This is a genomic window from Streptomyces sp. TRM68416, from assembly GCF_014596915.1.
In the GTDB taxonomy this organism is placed as follows: Bacteria; Actinomycetota; Actinomycetes; order Streptomycetales; family Streptomycetaceae; genus Streptomyces.
The window spans coordinates 211,409-227,781 of the sequence record NZ_JACVWU010000016.1 but is presented as its reverse complement, the minus strand read 5'-3'; the positions used below and the strand labels follow the sequence as shown (position 1 = coordinate 227,781).

Genomic DNA, 16,373 nt, shown 5'->3' with positions numbered 1-16,373 from the left:
TTTGAGAAAGGCCCACGCCATTTGGCGTGGGCCTTTCTGCGTTTTCAGGTGGCTTGGAAGGCTCCGGAGAGCCCCCCGCACACTTCGCATTCTTCAGAGGCGTCCGGCTGTCTTCAGTGCCAAATAGGCGTCCGCCAGTGTAGGTGCCAGCTCGTCCGGGATCGCGTCGACCACGGTGACACCGTGACGGCGGAGTTGTTCCGCTGTGCGGTGACGTTCGCTCTGGGCCTGGGCTGCGGCTGCGGCCTCGTAGACGGAGTCGGTGCTGCCGCGTGCCTGTGCCATGCGGGCGACCTGGGGGTCGGCCACGGAGGCCACAAGGATGGTGTGGCGCTGGGTGAGCTTGGCGAGGACGGGGAGAAGGCCTTCCTCGATCGGGGCTGCGTCGAGGCTCGTGAAGAGGACGATCAGGGCGTGGCGGGGGGCCGTACGGAGTGCGCTGGCGGTCAGGCCGCGGGCGTCTGTTTCGACCAGTTCGGGTTCCAGCGTGGCCATGGTGTTGACGAGGGCCGGGAGGACGTCGCCGGCTGCGCGGCCCTGTACGAGGGCGCGTACCCGGCGGTCGTAGGCGAGGAGGTCGACGCGGTCGCCGGCGCGGGAGGCGAGGGCGGCCAGGAGGAGGGCGGCGTCCATGGAGGCGTCGAGGCGTGGGGCGTCGTCCACACGGCCGGCGGAGGTGCGGCCGGTGTCCAGGACGAGCAGGATGTGGCGATCTCGTTCGGGGCGCCAGGTGCGTACCGCGACCGTGGACTGGCGGGCTGTGGCGCGCCAGTCGATGGAGCGGGTGTCGTCGCCGGGGACGTACTCGCGCAGGCTGTCGAATTCTGTGCCCTCGCCGCGGGTGAGGACGCTGGTGCGGCCGTCGAGTTCGCGGAGGCGGGCGAGCTTCGAGGGGAGGTGCTTGCGGCTGGTGAAGGGCGGTAGGACGCGTACGGTCCACGGGACTTCGTGGGTTCCCTGGCGGGAGAGGAGACCGAGTGGGCCGTGCGAGCGGATCGTTACGCGGTCGGCCTGGCGGTCGCCGCGGCGGGTGGGGCGTAGGCGGGTGGTGAGGCGGCGGCGTTCGCCGGGGGGAACTGTCACACGGTGACGGGAAGCCGCGATGTCCGTGCCGGGTTGCCAGCTGCTGGGGGGCCAGGCGTCGCGGAGGTGGGCGCGCAGGGGGCGGCCGGACGGGTTGGTGATCGTGAGGGTGACGTCGGCGGTCTCGCCCAGGCGTACGGAGGTGTCGCCGGAGCGGGTCAGGCCCAGTCGTCGTACGGGGGCGGCCAGGGCGAAGTCGCAGGCGCAGGCCAGGGCGAGGGGGGCGTTGACGGCGAGGATGCCGGTCCAGCTGGGTTCCCAGATGCCGACGGGGAGGGAGCCCAGGGCTGCGAGGAGCGCGGCGCGTCCGGTGAGTGCCATCAGCGGGGAACAGGGACGTGGGAGAGGATCGCGTTGATGACGGAGTCGGCCGTCACGCCTTCCATCTCTGCCTCCGGGCGCAGTTGCACGCGGTGGCGGAGGGTGGGCAGGGCCAGGGCCTTCACGTCGTCGGGGATGACGTAGTCGCGGCCCGTGAGCCAGGCCCACGCGCGGGCGGTGGCGAGGAGGGCCGTCGCGCCGCGCGGCGAGACACCGAGGGTGAGGGACGGCGACTCGCGAGTGGCACGGCAGATGTCGACGACGTAGGCAGTGATCTCGGGGGAGATCGTCGTCTTGGCCACGGCCGCGCGGGCGGCTTCCAGGTCGGCGGGGCCCGCTACGGGGCGTACGCCGGCGGCGCGCAGGTCACGCGGGTTGAAGCCCTCGGCGTGGCGGGTGAGGACGTTGATCTCGTCCTGGCGCGAGGGCAGCGGGATCGTGAGCTTGAGGAGGAAGCGGTCGAGCTGGGCCTCGGGGAGGGGGTAGGTGCCCTCGTACTCGACCGGGTTCTGGGTGGCGGCGACCAGGAAGGGCTCGGGGAGGGGGCGTGCGGTGCCGTCCACCGTGACCTGGCGTTCCTCCATGGCTTCGAGGAGGGACGACTGGGTCTTGGGGGGAGTGCGGTTGATTTCGTCTGCGAGGAGGAGGTTGGTGAAGACCGGGCCGGGCTGGAAGGAGAACTGTGCGGTACGGGTGTCGTAGACGAGGGAGCCCGTCACGTCGCTCGGCATGAGGTCGGGGGTGAACTGGACGCGTTTGGTGTCGAGTTCGAGTGCGGATGCGAGTGCGCGGACGAGCAACGTTTTGGCGACTCCGGGGACTCCTTCCAGTAGCACGTGTCCGCGGCAGAGGAGGGCGACGACGAGGCCGGTCACGGCGGGGTCCTGGCCGACCACGGCTTTGGCGATCTCGGCGCGCAGGGCTTCCAGGGAGGCCCGGGAATGGGCCTGGTCCCCGGTCTGCCCGGCGTTGTCAGTGGTCGGGTCCATCATGGACGGCGTACCTCACTTTCGAGGGCGTCGAGTTGGTCTGAGAGGGAGATGAGGGCGGCGTCGTCGCCCGGCGGGGGACCGAAGAGGAGGGTGTGCAGGGACTGTCCGTCGCCGTGGCGGAGGTGGGCGGACAGGGCGGGGAGCAGGGCTTCGGGCGCGTGAGCCTGGGCGACGGGGACGCCTACGAGGGGAGCGAGGCGCGTGCGGGTGGCGGAGCGAAGAGCGCCGGCCGCGCGGTCGCGGGCGTGGGCCTTGCGGTAGAGGCGGGCGCGGCCTTCGACGGTTTCGGAGGCGCGGATCGCCACAGGGAGTCTTTCGGGCACGAGGGGGCCGAGTCGGCGTGCCCGCCAGAGGGCGGCCAGGGCTGCCGCGACGAAGAGCTGCAGCGTGCCCCAGAGCCAGCCCGAGGGAAGCAGGTCGAAGAAGCCGCGGTCGTCGGAGGTGTCGGTGGCCGTGTCGTCGGAGAGCGAGGGGAGGTACCAGACGAGATGAGGGCGGGAGCCGAGGAGTTGGAGGGCGAGCGAGGCGTTGCCCTGCTCGTCGAGGCGGTCGTTGTACAGGATGTCCGGCGCGCCGAGTACGACGGTGTCGCCGTCTCCGTCGGTGGCCGGGATGCGCAGGAGGGTGGCCAGGCGCTCGCTCGGGTAGCAGGTGTCGGCCCCGAGGTGGGTGGTGCTGTAGCGGAGGCCGCCCGTGTCGGCGGGGCCCGCGCGGCGGGCTTCGGGCAGGTCGCAGGCGGGCCGGAGCGTGGAGTTGAGGCTCTTGGCGGGGTCGGCGACGACGCTGGGGGCGAGGCGCTCGACGGACCAGCCGCCGGGGGCGACGAGGATCGTGCGTCCGCCGGAGCCGGCGGTCGCGGAGTGCAGCCGGTTCTGCTGCTGTTCCGTCAGCAGGTCGGGGACGGCGACCAGGAGGGTGGTGTCCGGGCCGGCCGCGGCGCGCGCCCCGTCGAGCGTGGTGACCACGCGCGTGGACACGCCCCGGTCGGCCAGGAGTTCGGCGACGGCGCGGCTGCCCTGGGGGTCGGGGGAGCGCGGATCGAGGACGCCGTGCCGGGCGTCGGAGCGGATCACGGCGATCGCGACGCCGCCCACGAGGAGAAGTACGAGGGCGAGGGCGAGGCCTCGCGTGCGGCTCCAGACCTGCCGTGCGGTGGGCGAGACCGAGGTGGGCGGGAGCGTGGCCCCGGTGGTCATTCGGCGGCTCCCTGGCGGGGGTTGTGGGCCGCGTTGTGGGCGCTGGTGGCGGCGAGCTGGGGCCGGGTGCGGTCCAGGTCGCGGTCGAGTTCGGCGAGGCGGCGGTACGAGGCCTGGGTCGCGGCCCGGCCGCCGTACGTCACGTCGTCGAAGTCGCGTGCGGCGGCGCGCAGCCGGTCCGTGTGGGTGGGCAGGGCGCGGCCCGCCTCGGCGGCTGCCTCGTCGGCGGTGCGGCCGGGCCGGATGTCGAGGAGGGCGCGTTCCTCCAGGGATCGGACGACGGCCCGCATGCGCTCCTGGAGGGCCTGGTTCCAGTGGCCCTGGGCCGCGTGCGCCTCGGCGGCCGCGCGGTGTTCAGCTGCGCTGCGGGGGCGGTCGTCGAACAGGGCGGCCGAGGAGACGGGTTCGCGGCGGGGGGTGCCGAGGCGCCACCAGAGGGCGCCCAGGACGGCGAGGACGGCCACGATGACGACGACCACGCCGAGCGGACCTCCCGGGGTCACTGCCGAGGCGCTGCTGAACAGGTCGTCGACCCAGCCCCAGAAGGCGTCCAGGGCGCGCTGGAACAGGCCGGGGTCGTCCTCGTGGTACATCCGCTTGGACAGCTCGCGCTCCGCGGCCTCTCGTGCCGGGTCGCGCGGGATCGTCACCGGCGGTTCGTCCGCCGACAGCACGGAGGTGTCACCGGCGAGCAGTAGTGCCCGTACGGCCGTGCGCGGCAGTGTCGGCGCCGCTGTGAGAACTCCCCCCGCCAGGCTCAACGGTTCAGCTCCCCGGGGTGTCGGTTCCGTAGCCCTGGACACCGGCGGCGCGGCCGAGTTCTAGGTCGAGGGCCTCGCGGCGGATGCGCTGGTCGATGTAGAGGAGCACGGTGACGCCGGCCGAGATCGGGAAGGTGATCGTGGAGCCGACCACCGCGCCGACGCCGGAGATGATGAGGTACGTCCATCCGAAGTCGCCGGTGCCGTTGAGGAAGCCGGAGACGCCGTCGTTGCTGAACGCGCCGGCCAGGAAGGCGAACGGGATGGCGATGATGGACGCGAGGATGCTCGCGATGAGCATGGCGAGCAGTTGGATGCCGAAGATGCGCCACCAGGAGCCGCGGACCAGCTTCGCGGAGCGGCTCATCGACTTCACGATGCCCTGCTTCTCCAGCATCAGCGCGGGCGAGGCCAGGGAGAAGCGGATCATCAGCCACACCGCGACGACGATCGCGCCGATGCTGCCCAGGGCGAGGAGAGCGGCGCCCGCCTCGCTCGCGCCGGCGACGGCGGCGAGGATGCCCGGCAGGGTGCCCAGGGCGACGACGCCGACGGCGATGAACAGCAGCAGGAGGATCAGGCCGAACAGCCTGCCCACTTGCGGGCGTGCGTCGTTCCAGGCCTCGCCGATGGTCACCGGCCTGCCGAGTACCGCGCGGCTGGTGACCGTGGTGAGCAGGGCCGTGGCCACGACGGTGCCGACCAAGGAGACCACGGAGATGACGCCGAGGCTGAGGAGGGCGTCGCCCATGGCGCGGCTGAGTTCGCCGAGGGTGGCGCTGGGGTCTTCCAGGGCGTCGGTGTCGAGGCGGTCGTTGAGGACGAAGCCCTGGAGCAGGACGACGACCACCTCGGTGACCACCGCGACGGTGAGGGAGATGCCCAGGACGGTGCGCCAGTAGGCGCGCATCGTGGATACGGCGCCGTCGAGGATCTCGCCGACGCCGAGCGGGCGCAGCGGGATCACGCCGGGCTTGGCCGCGGGCGGGGGGCCGCCCCAGCCGGAGCCCCAGGGGCCGTGTCCGCCGGGGCCTCCGTAGCCGCCGGGACCGCTCGGGCCGCCCCAACCGCCGTTGTTCGGCGGGCGGTTGCCCCAGCCCGGGCCGGGCGGTGGGGGAGGCGGGGTCTGTTCCGGGGTGGCCGGACCGGAGGGCGCGGACCACTGGGTGGGTGGCGGCTGGTCCTTCGACCACTTCGGGCCGGGCTCCTGCGGCTGCGGGCCGGGCTGGTCCGCGGGCTGCTCGGGGCCGGGGCGGTCGGCGGGCTCGGCAGGGCCGGACATGGTCGGCTCCTGTCCGTCGGACGGGGCGGATCCGGGCGAGGCCCAGCCCGGAGTGTCTTTCATCGTCGCTCCTTCACGGTGCCCGTCCGCGGTCGCGGCGGCAGGTTGGCAGCCATCGTGCCATGGGGTGGTCGTCGGGGGACCGGCCACGGTCTGGGCGGCACACCTTCAATTGTCCGCCGGATACGGGGCAGACTGACCGCATGGCTGATCAGTACGCGCAATCCGGCGAGGACAAACGGCCGACCGAGATACCGGCGATCCGCTGGGAAGAACCACCCGAAGGCCCTGTGGTCGTCCTGCTCGACCAGACGAGGCTGCCGGCAGAGGAGGTCGAACTCGTCTGTACGGATGCGCCGGCGCTGGTGGAGGCGATCCGCTCGCTCGCCGTGCGCGGGGCGCCGCTGCTCGGCATCGCGGGGGCGTACGGGGTCGCGCTGGCCGCCGTGCGCGGCTTCGACGTGGAAGACGCCGCGGACTCCCTCGCGGGCGCCCGTCCCACCGCGGTGAACCTTGCCGTGGGCGTGCGCAGGGCGCAGGCCGCGTATCGGGCGGAGTTCGCCCGGAGCGGCGAGCCCCGGCAGGCGGCCGATGCGGCGTTGGCCGCCGCGCGCCGGCTGCACAAGGAGGACGCCGAGGCCAGTGGGCGCATGGCCGAGCGAGGGCTGGCGCTGCTGGAGGAGCTGCTGCCCGGTGGCGGGTACCGGGTCCTGACGCACTGCAACACCGGTTCGCTGGTGTCGGGCGGGGAGGGCACCGCGTTCGCGGTGGCGCTCGCCGCGCATCGGGTGGGGCAGCTGCGGCGGCTGTGGGTGGACGAGACGCGTCCGCTGATGCAGGGTGCCCGGCTGACGGCGTACGAGGCGGCTCGTACCGGTATGGCGTACACCTTGCTCACCGACAACGCGGCGGGCTCGCTGTTCGCGGCCGGGGAGGTGGACGCCGTGCTGATCGGGGCGGACCGCATCGCGGCTGACGGGTCGGTGGCGAACAAGGTGGGGAGCTATCCGCTCGCGGTGCTCGCGCGGTACCACCATGTGCCGTTCATCGTCGTGGCGCCGGTGACGACGGTGGATCCGGAGACGCCGGACGGGGCGTCGATCGAGGTCGAGCAGCGTGCCGGGTTCGAGGTGACCGAGGTGACCGCGCCGCAGGTGCCGGTGACGGGGCCGGGCGGCGGCATTCCGGTGGCGCCGCTGGGGACGCAGGCGTACAACCCGGCGTTCGACGTGACTCCTCCGGAGCTGGTGACGGCGATCGTCACCGAGGAGGGCGTGGTCTCGCCGGTCACGGCCGAGGCGCTGGCGGAGCTGTGTGCCAGGGCCCGGCAGGTGACGATCGGCTGACGGGGCCGGGGGCGATCGCGGTGGACGGGGCCGGGCGGTCGCCGCTCGCCCCCTGGCTCGATCTCGGCGCTGCCCGGGGCGGCGCGTCAGGGCGGCCCCGGCGGAAGCCCTGCTCGCACTTGCCGCCGCGTTCAAGGAGCGTCAGAGTGCCTCGGAGTCGGGCCGGGAGCCGCGGCGGACATCAACAGCGACGGACGAGGGCAGACAGTGACGACCCCATACGACTATCGTCACAGGCCAGTGACCTCGCTCACCAGCGCCCCGGTCACTGTTACGAGAATGGGATGATGTCGTTTATGAAGGGACGAGTCCTTGTCGTCGACGACGACACCGCACTGGCCGAGATGCTCGGTATCGTGCTGCGTGGTGAAGGTTTCGAGCCGTCTTTCGTAGCCGACGGCGACAAGGCGCTGGCCGCTTTCCGTGAGACCAAGCCCGATCTGGTGCTGCTGGACCTGATGCTTCCCGGACGGGACGGCATCGAGGTGTGCCGTCTGATCAGGGCGGAGTCGGGCGTGCCGATCGTGATGCTCACCGCGAAGAGCGACACCGTCGATGTCGTGGTGGGTCTGGAGTCCGGTGCCGACGACTACATCGTGAAGCCGTTCAAGCCGAAGGAGCTCGTGGCCCGCATCCGGGCGCGGCTGCGGAGGTCGGAGGAGCCGGCGCCCGAGCAGCTCGCCATCGGTGACCTCGTCATCGACGTGGCCGGTCACTCCGTGAAGCGGGACGGGCAGTCGATCGCGCTGACGCCGCTGGAGTTCGATCTGCTGGTCGCGCTGGCCCGCAAGCCGTGGCAGGTGTTCACCCGTGAGGTCCTGCTGGAGCAGGTGTGGGGCTACCGCCACGCGGCGGACACGCGGCTGGTCAATGTCCATGTGCAGCGGCTGCGCTCCAAGGTCGAGAAGGACCCCGAGCGGCCGGAGATCGTGGTGACCGTCCGTGGTGTCGGTTACAAGGCCGGACCGAGCTGACATGTCCGGGGACAGTGCCGCTTCGGCGCCCGGCCGGTCCGGGGCCCGTGCGGAGCGGCCTGTCGGCCGGAAGGCGGCGGGTTCCCGCTGGGGACGGTTTCTGGAGGGCGGGCTGCTGCAGGGCGGAATGCAGGGCAGCCCGGTACTCCGTCTGATCCTGCGCTGGGTACGTCGTCCGCTGCTGCCGGTCATGCGGCTGTGGCGGCGCAACATCCAGCTCAAGGTCGTGGTCACGACCCTGCTGATGTCGCTGGGCGTGGTCCTGCTGCTGGGCTTCGTCGTCATCGGACAGGTGCGCAACGGGCTGCTCGACGCCAAGGTGACGGCGTCGCAGAGCCAGGCCACCGGCGGGTTCGCGGTGGCCAAGCAGAAGGCCGACGAGGCGGCGGCCGCAACCGCCGCCGACGGCAGCGCGGTGGACGGCCGGCCCGAGCAGAACGTCATCCAGTGGATGAGTAATCTGGTGGAGTCGCTGTCCAGCGGCGGCCAGGGCGCCTTCGACGTCGTGACGCTGCCGGCGGGCGAGGACAGCGGCAACGGCCGTGGGCCGCGCGCCTCCGGAAACGTGATCGCCGCCAAGAGTGTGCCCCAGGCTCTGCGCGAGCGGGTCGACAGCAGTTCGGCGGCGGCCCAGAGCTACACCCGCATCATCTACAGCGGCGGCAAGGAGTCCCAGCCCGCCCTGGTCATCGGCAAGCAGGTCAACGACCCCAACAGCGACCCGTACCAGCTGTACTACCTCTTCCCGCTCACCCAGGAGGAGAAGTCGCTGAGCCTGGTCAAGAACACGCTGGCGACCGCTGGGCTGTTCGTCGTCGTACTCCTCGGAGCCATCGCCTGGCTCGTGGTGCGGCAGGTCGTCACGCCGGTGCGGATGGCGGCCGGTATCGCCGAGCGGCTGTCCGCCGGGCGCCTTCAGGAACGTATGAAGGTCACCGGTGAGGATGACATCGCGCGCCTGGGCGAGGCGTTCAACAAGATGGCGCAGAACCTTCAGCTGAAGATCCAGCAGCTGGAGGACCTGTCGCGGATGCAGCGACGGTTCGTGTCGGACGTGTCGCACGAGCTGCGGACGCCGCTGACGACCGTGCGGATGGCCGCCGACGTCATCCACGAGGCGCGGGAGGACTTCGACCCGGTGACCGCCCGGTCCGCGGAGCTGCTCGCCGACCAGCTGGACCGGTTCGAGTCGCTGCTCGCCGACCTGCTGGAGATCAGCCGGTTCGACGCGGGCGCCGCGGCGCTGGAGGCCGAGCCGATCGACCTCAGAGAGGTGGTGCGGCGGGTCGTCAGCGGCGCCGAGCCGCTTGCCGAGCGCAAGGGCACGCAGATACGTGTCGTGGGCGACCAGCAGCCCGTCGTGGCCGAGGCCGACGCCCGGCGGGTGGAGCGGGTGCTGCGCAATCTCGTCGTCAACGCCGTGGAGCACGGTGAGGGCAAGGACGTCGTGGTCAGGCTGGCCGCCGCCGGCGGGGCGGTCGCGGTCGCGGTGCGCGACTACGGCGTCGGGCTCAAGCCGGGTGAGGCGACCCGGGTCTTCAGCCGTTTCTGGCGGGCCGACCCGGCACGCGCGCGTACGACTGGCGGTACGGGTCTGGGGCTGTCCATCGCGCTGGAGGACGCGCGGTTGCACGGCGGCTGGCTCCAGGCCTGGGGCGAGCCCGGCGGCGGCTCGCAGTTCCGGCTGACGCTGCCGCGGACCGCGGACGAGCCGCTGCGGGGCTCGCCGATACCTCTGGAGCCCAAGGACTCGCGCCGCAACCGCGGCCTCGACGACGCCGGTCTGCCGAGCGGCGAGAAGCGTGCCACCGTGCCGGCGCAGCAGACGGGCCACCAGGGGACCCCGAGGGCGGCACGCGACCCGATCGCGCCGAGGCCGGCCGGAGTGGCCCCGGTGGCCGATCCGACGGCGCTGCCGGGCAACGGCGCGCGCGTGGTGCCCCGGTCCGCCTCGGGAGCGAACCGGCAGGACGACAGGCCCGCCGAGGGGGCACGGAGTGAGGACGGCGGGTACCGAGCGGGCCTGGGCAGGCAAGGGGAGGCAGAGCGTGGGCGCTGACCGTAAGGGGGGCGCACGGCGCGGGCCGGCGCGCACGGTGACGTACGCCGTCTGCGGCGCCGTACTGCTGGCGGGGTGTGCCTCGATGCCGGACAGCGGGGATCTGCGCGGGGTGGAGTCCACACCGCGCCAGGACACGCAGGTGCGGGTCTTCGCCATGCCACCGTCGGAGGACGCGACGCCCACGCAGCTCGTACAGGGCTTTCTTGAGGCGCTGACCAGTGACGAGCCGAACTACAACACGGCGAGCCAGTATCTGACCAAGGAAGCGGCGCGGAGATGGTCGCCGGAGCAGGGCACGACGGTCCTCGCGGACGGGCCCAGCGCCATCGAGGCCGCCCGGCCCAGGGGGCGGGAGGACGTCGGCGTGACCACGTTCACGCTGAGCGGCACCAAGGTCGCCACGGTGGACGAGCAGCAGGCGTACGTGCCGGCCGGCGGGACCTACGAGCAACTGCTGCATCTCACGCAGGATCCGAAGTCCAAGCAGTGGCGGATCGACGGGCTTCCCGACGGCGTCGTGATGGGCAAGAGCGACTTCGAGCGCAACTACATGACCGCCAATAAGTACTACTTCGCCTCGAACACGGGCACGGACTTGCAGACGGCGGTGGCCGATCCCGTCTATGTGCGTGAGCGCGTCGATCCCATGACACAGATGGTGCGTTCCGTGCTCAACGGGCCCAGCAGCTGGCTCAGGCACGTGGTCAGGACGAGCTTCCCCACCGGTACGGCGCTGGAGAAGGGCACGGCCTCGCTGACGCCCGACGAACAGAACAGGCTGACCGTGCCGTTGAACGACCGGGCGGCCCGGGTCGGTCTGGGCAAGTGCAACGAGATGGCCGCGCAAATCCTGTTCACCGTGCGCAACCTCGCGCCCGTGGTGGAAGAGGTCGAGCTGGAGGCGGGCGGCAAGCATCTGTGCAGCCTCACCGAGGCAGAGGCGAGGGCCCAGGTCGAGCAGGGCTGGACGGAGCGCGTGCGGTACGTGTACTTCGTCGACGAGAAGCACCGGCTCGTACGGATGGCGACCGACTCGGGCAACCCGGCTCCGGAGGCTGTGCCGGGCCAGCTGGGCGGGGGCGAAACGCCGCTGCGGTCCGCGGCGGTGTCGCGGGACGAACGCATGGCGGCCGCGGTCGGAGAGGACGGCCGGACGCTGTACACGGCGTCGCTGACGCTGGGCTCGGTGCTCGGGGATCCCGTGCTGCGCAGCACGGGCAAGACGGAACACGACCGGCTGACGGCGCCCAGTTGGGACAGCGGGGGCGACCTGTGGGTGGCCGACCGGAACCCGGCCGATCCCCGGTTGCTGCTGCTGGACGGCGGCACGGGTGAGCCGCTGGTGGTGAAGACACCGGAGCTGGACGGGCGCATCGAGTCCGTCCGGGTGGCCGCGGACGGGGTGCGGATCGCGCTCGCCGTGGCGAAGGACGGCAAGTCGTCCCTGTTCATGGGGCGGATCGAGCGCGAGACGAAGGCCGGCGACGAGCAGCCGAGCGTCTCCGTCCTCGACCTGCGTTCCGCGACTCCGGAATGGGAGGAGGTCACGGCCATGTCGTGGGCCGGCGACAGTCGGCTCGTGGTGGTCGGGCGCGAGCAGGACGGCGTGCGGACGATGCGGTACGTCGGGGTCGACGGCTCCACGCCCGAGGGGCCGGGGCCGGCGGCCCTGACCGGAGTGAAGGAGATCGCCGCGACGGAGGACGAGCGGGTACCCCTGGTGGCGTACTCGGAGGACGGCATCGTGCGGCTCCAGGCGGGGGCGCAGTGGCAGAAGGTGGTGACCGTCGGGACGGGGCCGGTCTATCCGGGGTGAGCCGTGTCGGTTGGCGAGGTGGTGAAGGCGGCCGCTGCTGTTCGGAGCGAGGCTCCGGCGGGGCGGCCGTTTTCTGTTTCGGGGGCGGCTTCTTGAGAGGGGCGGCTGTTTCCTGAACGGGGGCGGGGCCGGCCTTCGGCGGGGCCGTGGAGTTGTCCACAGGGGGTTTTCCACAGGGGTGGCCGGTGGGCGCGGGCCTTGGCACAGTGGTGGGCATGCGGGGGTGGTGGCAGGACCTCACCGACCTGGTGCTGCCGACCGAGTGCGAGGGCTGCGGGAGGCCGCGCAGGGTGCTCTGCGCGCAGTGCCGTGCGGCCCTGAGCGGTGCCGCACCGGGCCGGGTGCGGCCGGTGCCGGAGCCGCCCGGGCTGCCTGTCGTACACGCGGCGGCCCGGTACGCGGACGAGGTGCGGGCCGTGCTGCTGGCCCACAAGGAGCGGGGCGCGCTGGCTCTGGCGGCACCGCTCGGAGCGGCGTTGGCGGGAGCCGTGCGGGAGGGGCTTCGGGGGGAGTGGGAAACGGGGGGTGCGGGCAGTGGGCCGGGCGTGGGGGAGAGCGTCGTGTCGCGGGTGAGCGGTGGGCGGGGCGCCGTGTCGTGGGTGAGTGGCGGGCGGGGCGCCGTGTCGCGGGTGAGTGGCGGGCAGGGTGTTGTACCCGGGCCGGTGGGGGGTGCGGGGCCGGTGCTTCTGGTTCCCGTGCCGTCCGGGCGGGGGGCGGTGCGGGCGCGGGGGCACGATCCGGTGCGGCGCATCGCACTCGCGGCGGCGGGTGAGCTGCGTCGGGCCGGGACGCCGGCGCGGGTGGTTGCCGTGCTGCGGCAACGGCGGGCCGTGGCCGACCAGTCGGGGCTCAACTCCCGGCAGCGGCTGGACAATCTCGCCGGTGCGCTGGCGGTCGCAGCGGGCGGTGCGCGGCTCCTCCGCGCGGGTCCGGTCGTGCTCGTCGACGACCTGATGACGACGGGAGCGTCCCTTGCGGAGGCGGCGCGTGCGGTGCGGGCGGCGACGGCCGGGGAGGCGGGAGGGTACGGCCGGGCGCTGCGCTCGGGCGCGAGCGACGGGGTGGCAACGGCCGTGTGCGGGACGGCGACTCGGGAAGGAACAGGGGAACGGAGGGCCGGGGGCATGGCGGATGCGGGGAGCGGGGTACCCGGCCCGGTACGGGCGGGCGTCCGTGCAGGTGACGTCATCCACGCGGCTGTGGTCGCCGCATCGCCGGACTCTTTCGAAATAAACCGGAACTGACCGTGAACTTGCATCGTTGCTGGTAATGAGAGGGCCAATTCACCTGAACGGAGGTACGCCGCTGTAGAGGGTGACGACATCCGTCCGGGCGAGATATGTTCGGTTGTGAGAGAAAGGCGCAGGCCATCCCTCTCCTATCCGAATGCCGTGCCATGGGTTTTAGGCAATCACCCGTAGTGGTGGGGTGGAGATCTTGCCCATGGGGGAGGAGGAGGTGGAAGTCACCGAGTCCGAGGTTCCGGGGTTCGCCGGAGCCTGGTGCAAAAGGGAGATGCTCCGCATCCGAGGCGGAGCGATCCGGGAACGGAGTTCTGCGTGGACATCGTCGTCAAGGGCCGCAAGACCGAGGTGCCCGAGCGGTTCCGCAAGCACGTGGCCGAGAAGCTGAAGCTGGAGAAGATCCAGAAGCTCGACGGCAAGGTGATCAGCCTCGACGTCGAGGTGTCCAAGGAGCCCAACCCCCGACAGGCCGACCGCTGCGACCGAGTGGAGATCACGCTTCGCTCCCGCGGTCCGGTGATCCGGGCGGAGGCAGCGGCGAGCGATCCGTACGCGGCGCTCGACCTGGCGGCGGAAAAGCTGGACGCCCGGCTGCGCAAGCAGCACGACAAGCGCTTCTCGCGCCGTGGCGCGCGCCGGCTCACGGCAGCCGAGGTCCCCGACCACGTTCCGGGCGCGGCCACGCTCAACGGGAACGGCCACACCTTCCAGGAGGAAGAGGCCGACGGAATTCCCACCAAGAAGATCGGCTCGCTGGAAGTGAAGGGCGAAGGCCCCCTCGTCGTCCGCGAGAAGACGCACGTAGCCTCCCCGATGACCCTCGACCAGGCCCTCTACGAGATGGAGCTGGTCGGGCACGACTTCTATCTGTTCGTCGACTCCGAGACGAAGGAACCGAGTGTCGTCTACCGGCGGCACGCCTACGACTACGGCGTCATCCACCTCAACACGGACCCGATGGTCGCCCAGGCGCAGCCTCCCGCGGCGGGTGGCACGCTGGGCGGCTGAACCACCCGGTGACAACCGAGCCGGTGCCCCTGGAGCGCGTGTGCGCCCCCAGGGGCACCGGTGTGCGACCACTTAGCGCCCCGCTCTGTCACCGCGGTGTCGTCCGGGCATGAAATCATGGCCGCACCGGCCCAACCGGTGGGCCGCTGCCTTGGGTTGGCGATGGCACACGACCAGCCACAGCCTTCAGGGGGAGGAACGATGGCGGACAGCTTCGGACCGATGCAGGACGAGGATGCCGACGGCGGCGTCGTCGGCATGGGCCCGGACGCGGGCTCCTCACGCAAGGAGCCGATCAGAGTCCTCGTCGTGGACGACCACGCCCTCTTCCGTCGTGGACTGGAGATCGTGCTCGCCGCGGAGGAGGACATCCAGGTGGTGGGGGAGGCGGGCGACGGCGCCGAGGCCGTCGACAAGGCCGCCGACCTGCTCCCCGACATCGTCCTGATGGACGTGCGGATGCCCAAGCGCGGCGGGATCGAGGCCTGCACCTCCATCAAGGAAGTGGCCCCCAGCGCCAAGATCATCATGCTGACCATAAGCGACGAGGAGGCGGACCTCTACGACGCGATCAAGGCGGGCGCGACCGGTTATCTCCTCAAGGAGATCTCCACGGACGAGGTGGCGACTGCCATTCGCGCGGTGGCCGACGGGCAGTCCCAGATCAGCCCGTCCATGGCGTCGAAGCTGCTCACCGAGTTCAAGTCGATGATCCAGCGGACGGACGAGCGCCGACTCGTACCGGCGCCGCGGCTGACGGACCGTGAGCTGGAGGTTCTCAAGCTCGTCGCCACGGGCATGAACAACCGCGATATCGCCAAGGAGTTGTTCATCTCCGAGAACACCGTGAAGAACCACGTGCGCAACATCCTGGAGAAGCTGCAGCTGCATTCCAGGATGGAGGCGGTGGTGTACGCGATGCGGGAGAAGATCCTCGAGATCCGCTAGGCCTCAGCCCAGGGTGCGGGCGAGTTCGGCCGTGAGGGGCTCGCGCAGTTCCGGTGCGTCGACCCGCTCCACCCGTACATCCGTGCAGTCGACCCAGCTCGCCGCCTCGACCAGGGCCTGGGCCACGGCCGGGACCGCCTTCGGGCCGTCCAGGCCGATCTGCTTCGCCACCAGGGTGCGGCCCTCGCGGGCCGGGTCCACGCGGCCGACGAGACGGCCGCCGGCCAGCACCGGCATCGCGAAGTAGCCGTGAATCCGCTTCTGCTTGGGGACGTAGGCCTCCAGGCGGTGGGTGAAGCCGAAGATCCGCTCCGTGCGCGCCCGTTCCCAGATGAGGGAGTCGAAAGGGGACAGGAGCGTGGTGCGGTGGCGGCCCCGCGGGGGCGTCTCCAGCGCCGCGGGGTCCGCCCAGGCCGGCTTGCCCCAGCCCGCCACAGTGACCGGGACGAGGCCGGAGTCGGCGATCACCGCGTCGACCTGCTCGCCCTTGAGACGGTGGTAGTCGGCGATGTCCGCGCGGGTGCCGACGCCCAGGGACTGACCCGCCAGGCGGACCAGGCGGCGCAGGCATTCGGTGTCGTCCAGCTCGTCGTGCAGCAGGTCGGCCGGGATGGCGCGCTCGGCGAGGTCGTAGACGCGCTTCCAGCCGCGGCGTTCCACGCAGACCACCTCGCCGTACATGAGCGCGCGCTCGACGGCGACCTTCGAGCCGGACCAGTCCCACCAGTCGCTGGTCTTCTTCGCGCCGCCCAGTTCGGTGGCTGTGAGCGGGCCTTCGGCGCGCAGTTGCTTGATCACCTGGTCGTAGGTGCCGTCGGGGAGCTGGTGGTTCCAGTGCGGGCGGTTGTGGTAGGCGCGGCGGCGGAAGGCGAAGTGGGGCCACTCCTCGACGGGGAGGATGCAGGCCGCGTGCGACCAGTACTCGAAGGCGTGGGTGTCCTTCCAGTAGGCGTTCTCCACGGTGGTGCGGCCTACGGCGCCCAGGCGGGCGTAGGGGATGAGCTCGTGGGAGCGGGCGAGGACCGAGATGGTGTCGAGCTGGACCGCGCCGAGGTGACGGAGGATGCCGCGGACGCCGGACCGGCGGTCGGGGGTGCCGAGGAAGCCCTGGGCGCGGAGGGCGATGCGGCGGGCCTCGTCGGCCGTGAGGTCGGTGGTGGGGCGCGGGGTCGTCATGGTCCGCACGATAGGGGGTGGGACTGACAGTGGGGGTGAGCTGGGGGTTTTGGGGGCGGTGGGTGGGAGGTGGGCCGGGGGTGGGGTTCAATCGCCTGTGCCGATGGGGTGCCGTCGGTTGGGGCCGACGTGGGGTGGGTGTGCTTGCCCGCGCTTGCGGGGTG

The 16,373-nt window shown here is 71.8% G+C and carries 13 protein-coding genes; 7 read left to right on the top strand and 6 right to left on the bottom strand.

Annotation, left to right across the window (positions count from 1 at the left end):
• Nucleotides 1–93: 93 nt before the first annotated feature.
• Genes ICC28_RS25335 through ICC28_RS25315 form a run of 5 tightly spaced genes read right to left on the bottom strand, consistent with a single transcriptional unit; the run spans nucleotide 94 to nucleotide 5,698 of the window.
• Complete coding sequence (locus ICC28_RS25335) at nucleotides 94–1,404, bottom strand: DUF58 domain-containing protein (protein WP_188290999.1); 1,311 nt, start codon at nucleotides 1,402–1,404, stop codon at nucleotides 94–96.
• Nucleotides 1,404–2,393, bottom strand: a complete 990-nt coding sequence (locus ICC28_RS25330; RefSeq protein WP_188291011.1) for an AAA family ATPase — start codon at nucleotides 2,391–2,393, stop codon at nucleotides 1,404–1,406. The genes ICC28_RS25335 and ICC28_RS25330 overlap by 1 nt, the downstream gene beginning before the upstream one ends.
• Nucleotides 2,393–3,592 (bottom strand): DUF4350 domain-containing protein, encoded by a 1,200-nt coding sequence (locus tag ICC28_RS25325; protein ID WP_188290998.1) that lies wholly within the window; start codon nucleotides 3,590–3,592, stop codon nucleotides 2,393–2,395. Before ICC28_RS25325 ends, ICC28_RS25330 begins: the two co-directional genes overlap by 1 nt.
• Nucleotides 3,589–4,353: a DUF4129 domain-containing protein gene (locus tag ICC28_RS25320; RefSeq protein WP_188290997.1), complete on the bottom strand. Its 765-nt coding sequence runs from the start codon at nucleotides 4,351–4,353 to the stop codon at nucleotides 3,589–3,591. Before ICC28_RS25320 ends, ICC28_RS25325 begins: the two co-directional genes overlap by 4 nt.
• A gap of 4 nt (nucleotides 4,354–4,357) precedes the next feature.
• The gene (locus tag ICC28_RS25315; protein ID WP_188290996.1) at nucleotides 4,358–5,698 is read right to left on the bottom strand and encodes a glycerophosphoryl diester phosphodiesterase membrane domain-containing protein; all 1,341 of its coding nucleotides are present in this window, start codon (nucleotides 5,696–5,698) and stop codon (nucleotides 4,358–4,360) included.
• Between the two features lie 140 nt (nucleotides 5,699–5,838).
• Here ICC28_RS25315 and mtnA point away from each other — a divergent pair, with 140 nt between their 5' ends.
• The 7 genes from mtnA to ICC28_RS25280 all read left to right on the top strand — a co-directional run bounded on the left by mtnA (nucleotide 5,839) and on the right by ICC28_RS25280 (nucleotide 15,033).
• Entirely contained in the window at nucleotides 5,839–6,981 is a 1,143-nt protein-coding gene (gene mtnA, locus ICC28_RS25310) for an S-methyl-5-thioribose-1-phosphate isomerase (protein WP_188290995.1), read from the top strand.
• 284 nt (nucleotides 6,982–7,265) lie between these two features.
• Complete coding sequence (mtrA, locus tag ICC28_RS25305) at nucleotides 7,266–7,955, top strand: two-component system response regulator MtrA (RefSeq protein ID WP_015659998.1); 690 nt, start codon at nucleotides 7,266–7,268, stop codon at nucleotides 7,953–7,955.
• 1 nt (nucleotide 7,956) lies between these two features.
• A complete protein-coding gene (gene mtrB / locus ICC28_RS25300) occupies nucleotides 7,957–10,014 on the top strand; it encodes an MtrAB system histidine kinase MtrB (protein ID WP_188290994.1) in 2,058 nt (685 codons plus the stop codon).
• Nucleotides 10,004–11,833: an LpqB family beta-propeller domain-containing protein gene (locus ICC28_RS25295; RefSeq protein WP_188290993.1), complete on the top strand. Its 1,830-nt coding sequence runs from the start codon at nucleotides 10,004–10,006 to the stop codon at nucleotides 11,831–11,833. The genes mtrB and ICC28_RS25295 overlap by 11 nt, the downstream gene beginning before the upstream one ends.
• A gap of 215 nt (nucleotides 11,834–12,048) precedes the next feature.
• Nucleotides 12,049–13,077 carry a ComF family protein gene (locus tag ICC28_RS25290; protein WP_188290992.1) on the top strand — a complete coding sequence of 343 codons (1,029 nt, stop codon included), beginning with the start codon at nucleotides 12,049–12,051 and terminating at the stop codon, nucleotides 13,075–13,077.
• A gap of 315 nt (nucleotides 13,078–13,392) precedes the next feature.
• Nucleotides 13,393–14,085, top strand: coding sequence for a ribosome hibernation-promoting factor, HPF/YfiA family (hpf, locus tag ICC28_RS25285; RefSeq protein ID WP_188290991.1), 693 nt, complete (start codon nucleotides 13,393–13,395; stop codon nucleotides 14,083–14,085).
• Between the two features lie 201 nt (nucleotides 14,086–14,286).
• Nucleotides 14,287–15,033: a response regulator gene (locus ICC28_RS25280; protein WP_188290990.1), complete on the top strand. Its 747-nt coding sequence runs from the start codon at nucleotides 14,287–14,289 to the stop codon at nucleotides 15,031–15,033.
• Nucleotides 15,034–15,036: 3 nt separating this feature from the next.
• On the opposite strand, the gene ICC28_RS25275 is transcribed toward ICC28_RS25280, so the two are convergent.
• Complete coding sequence (locus ICC28_RS25275; protein WP_188290989.1) at nucleotides 15,037–16,209, bottom strand: winged helix-turn-helix domain-containing protein; 1,173 nt, start codon at nucleotides 16,207–16,209, stop codon at nucleotides 15,037–15,039.
• Nucleotides 16,210–16,373: the final 164 nt, after the last annotated feature.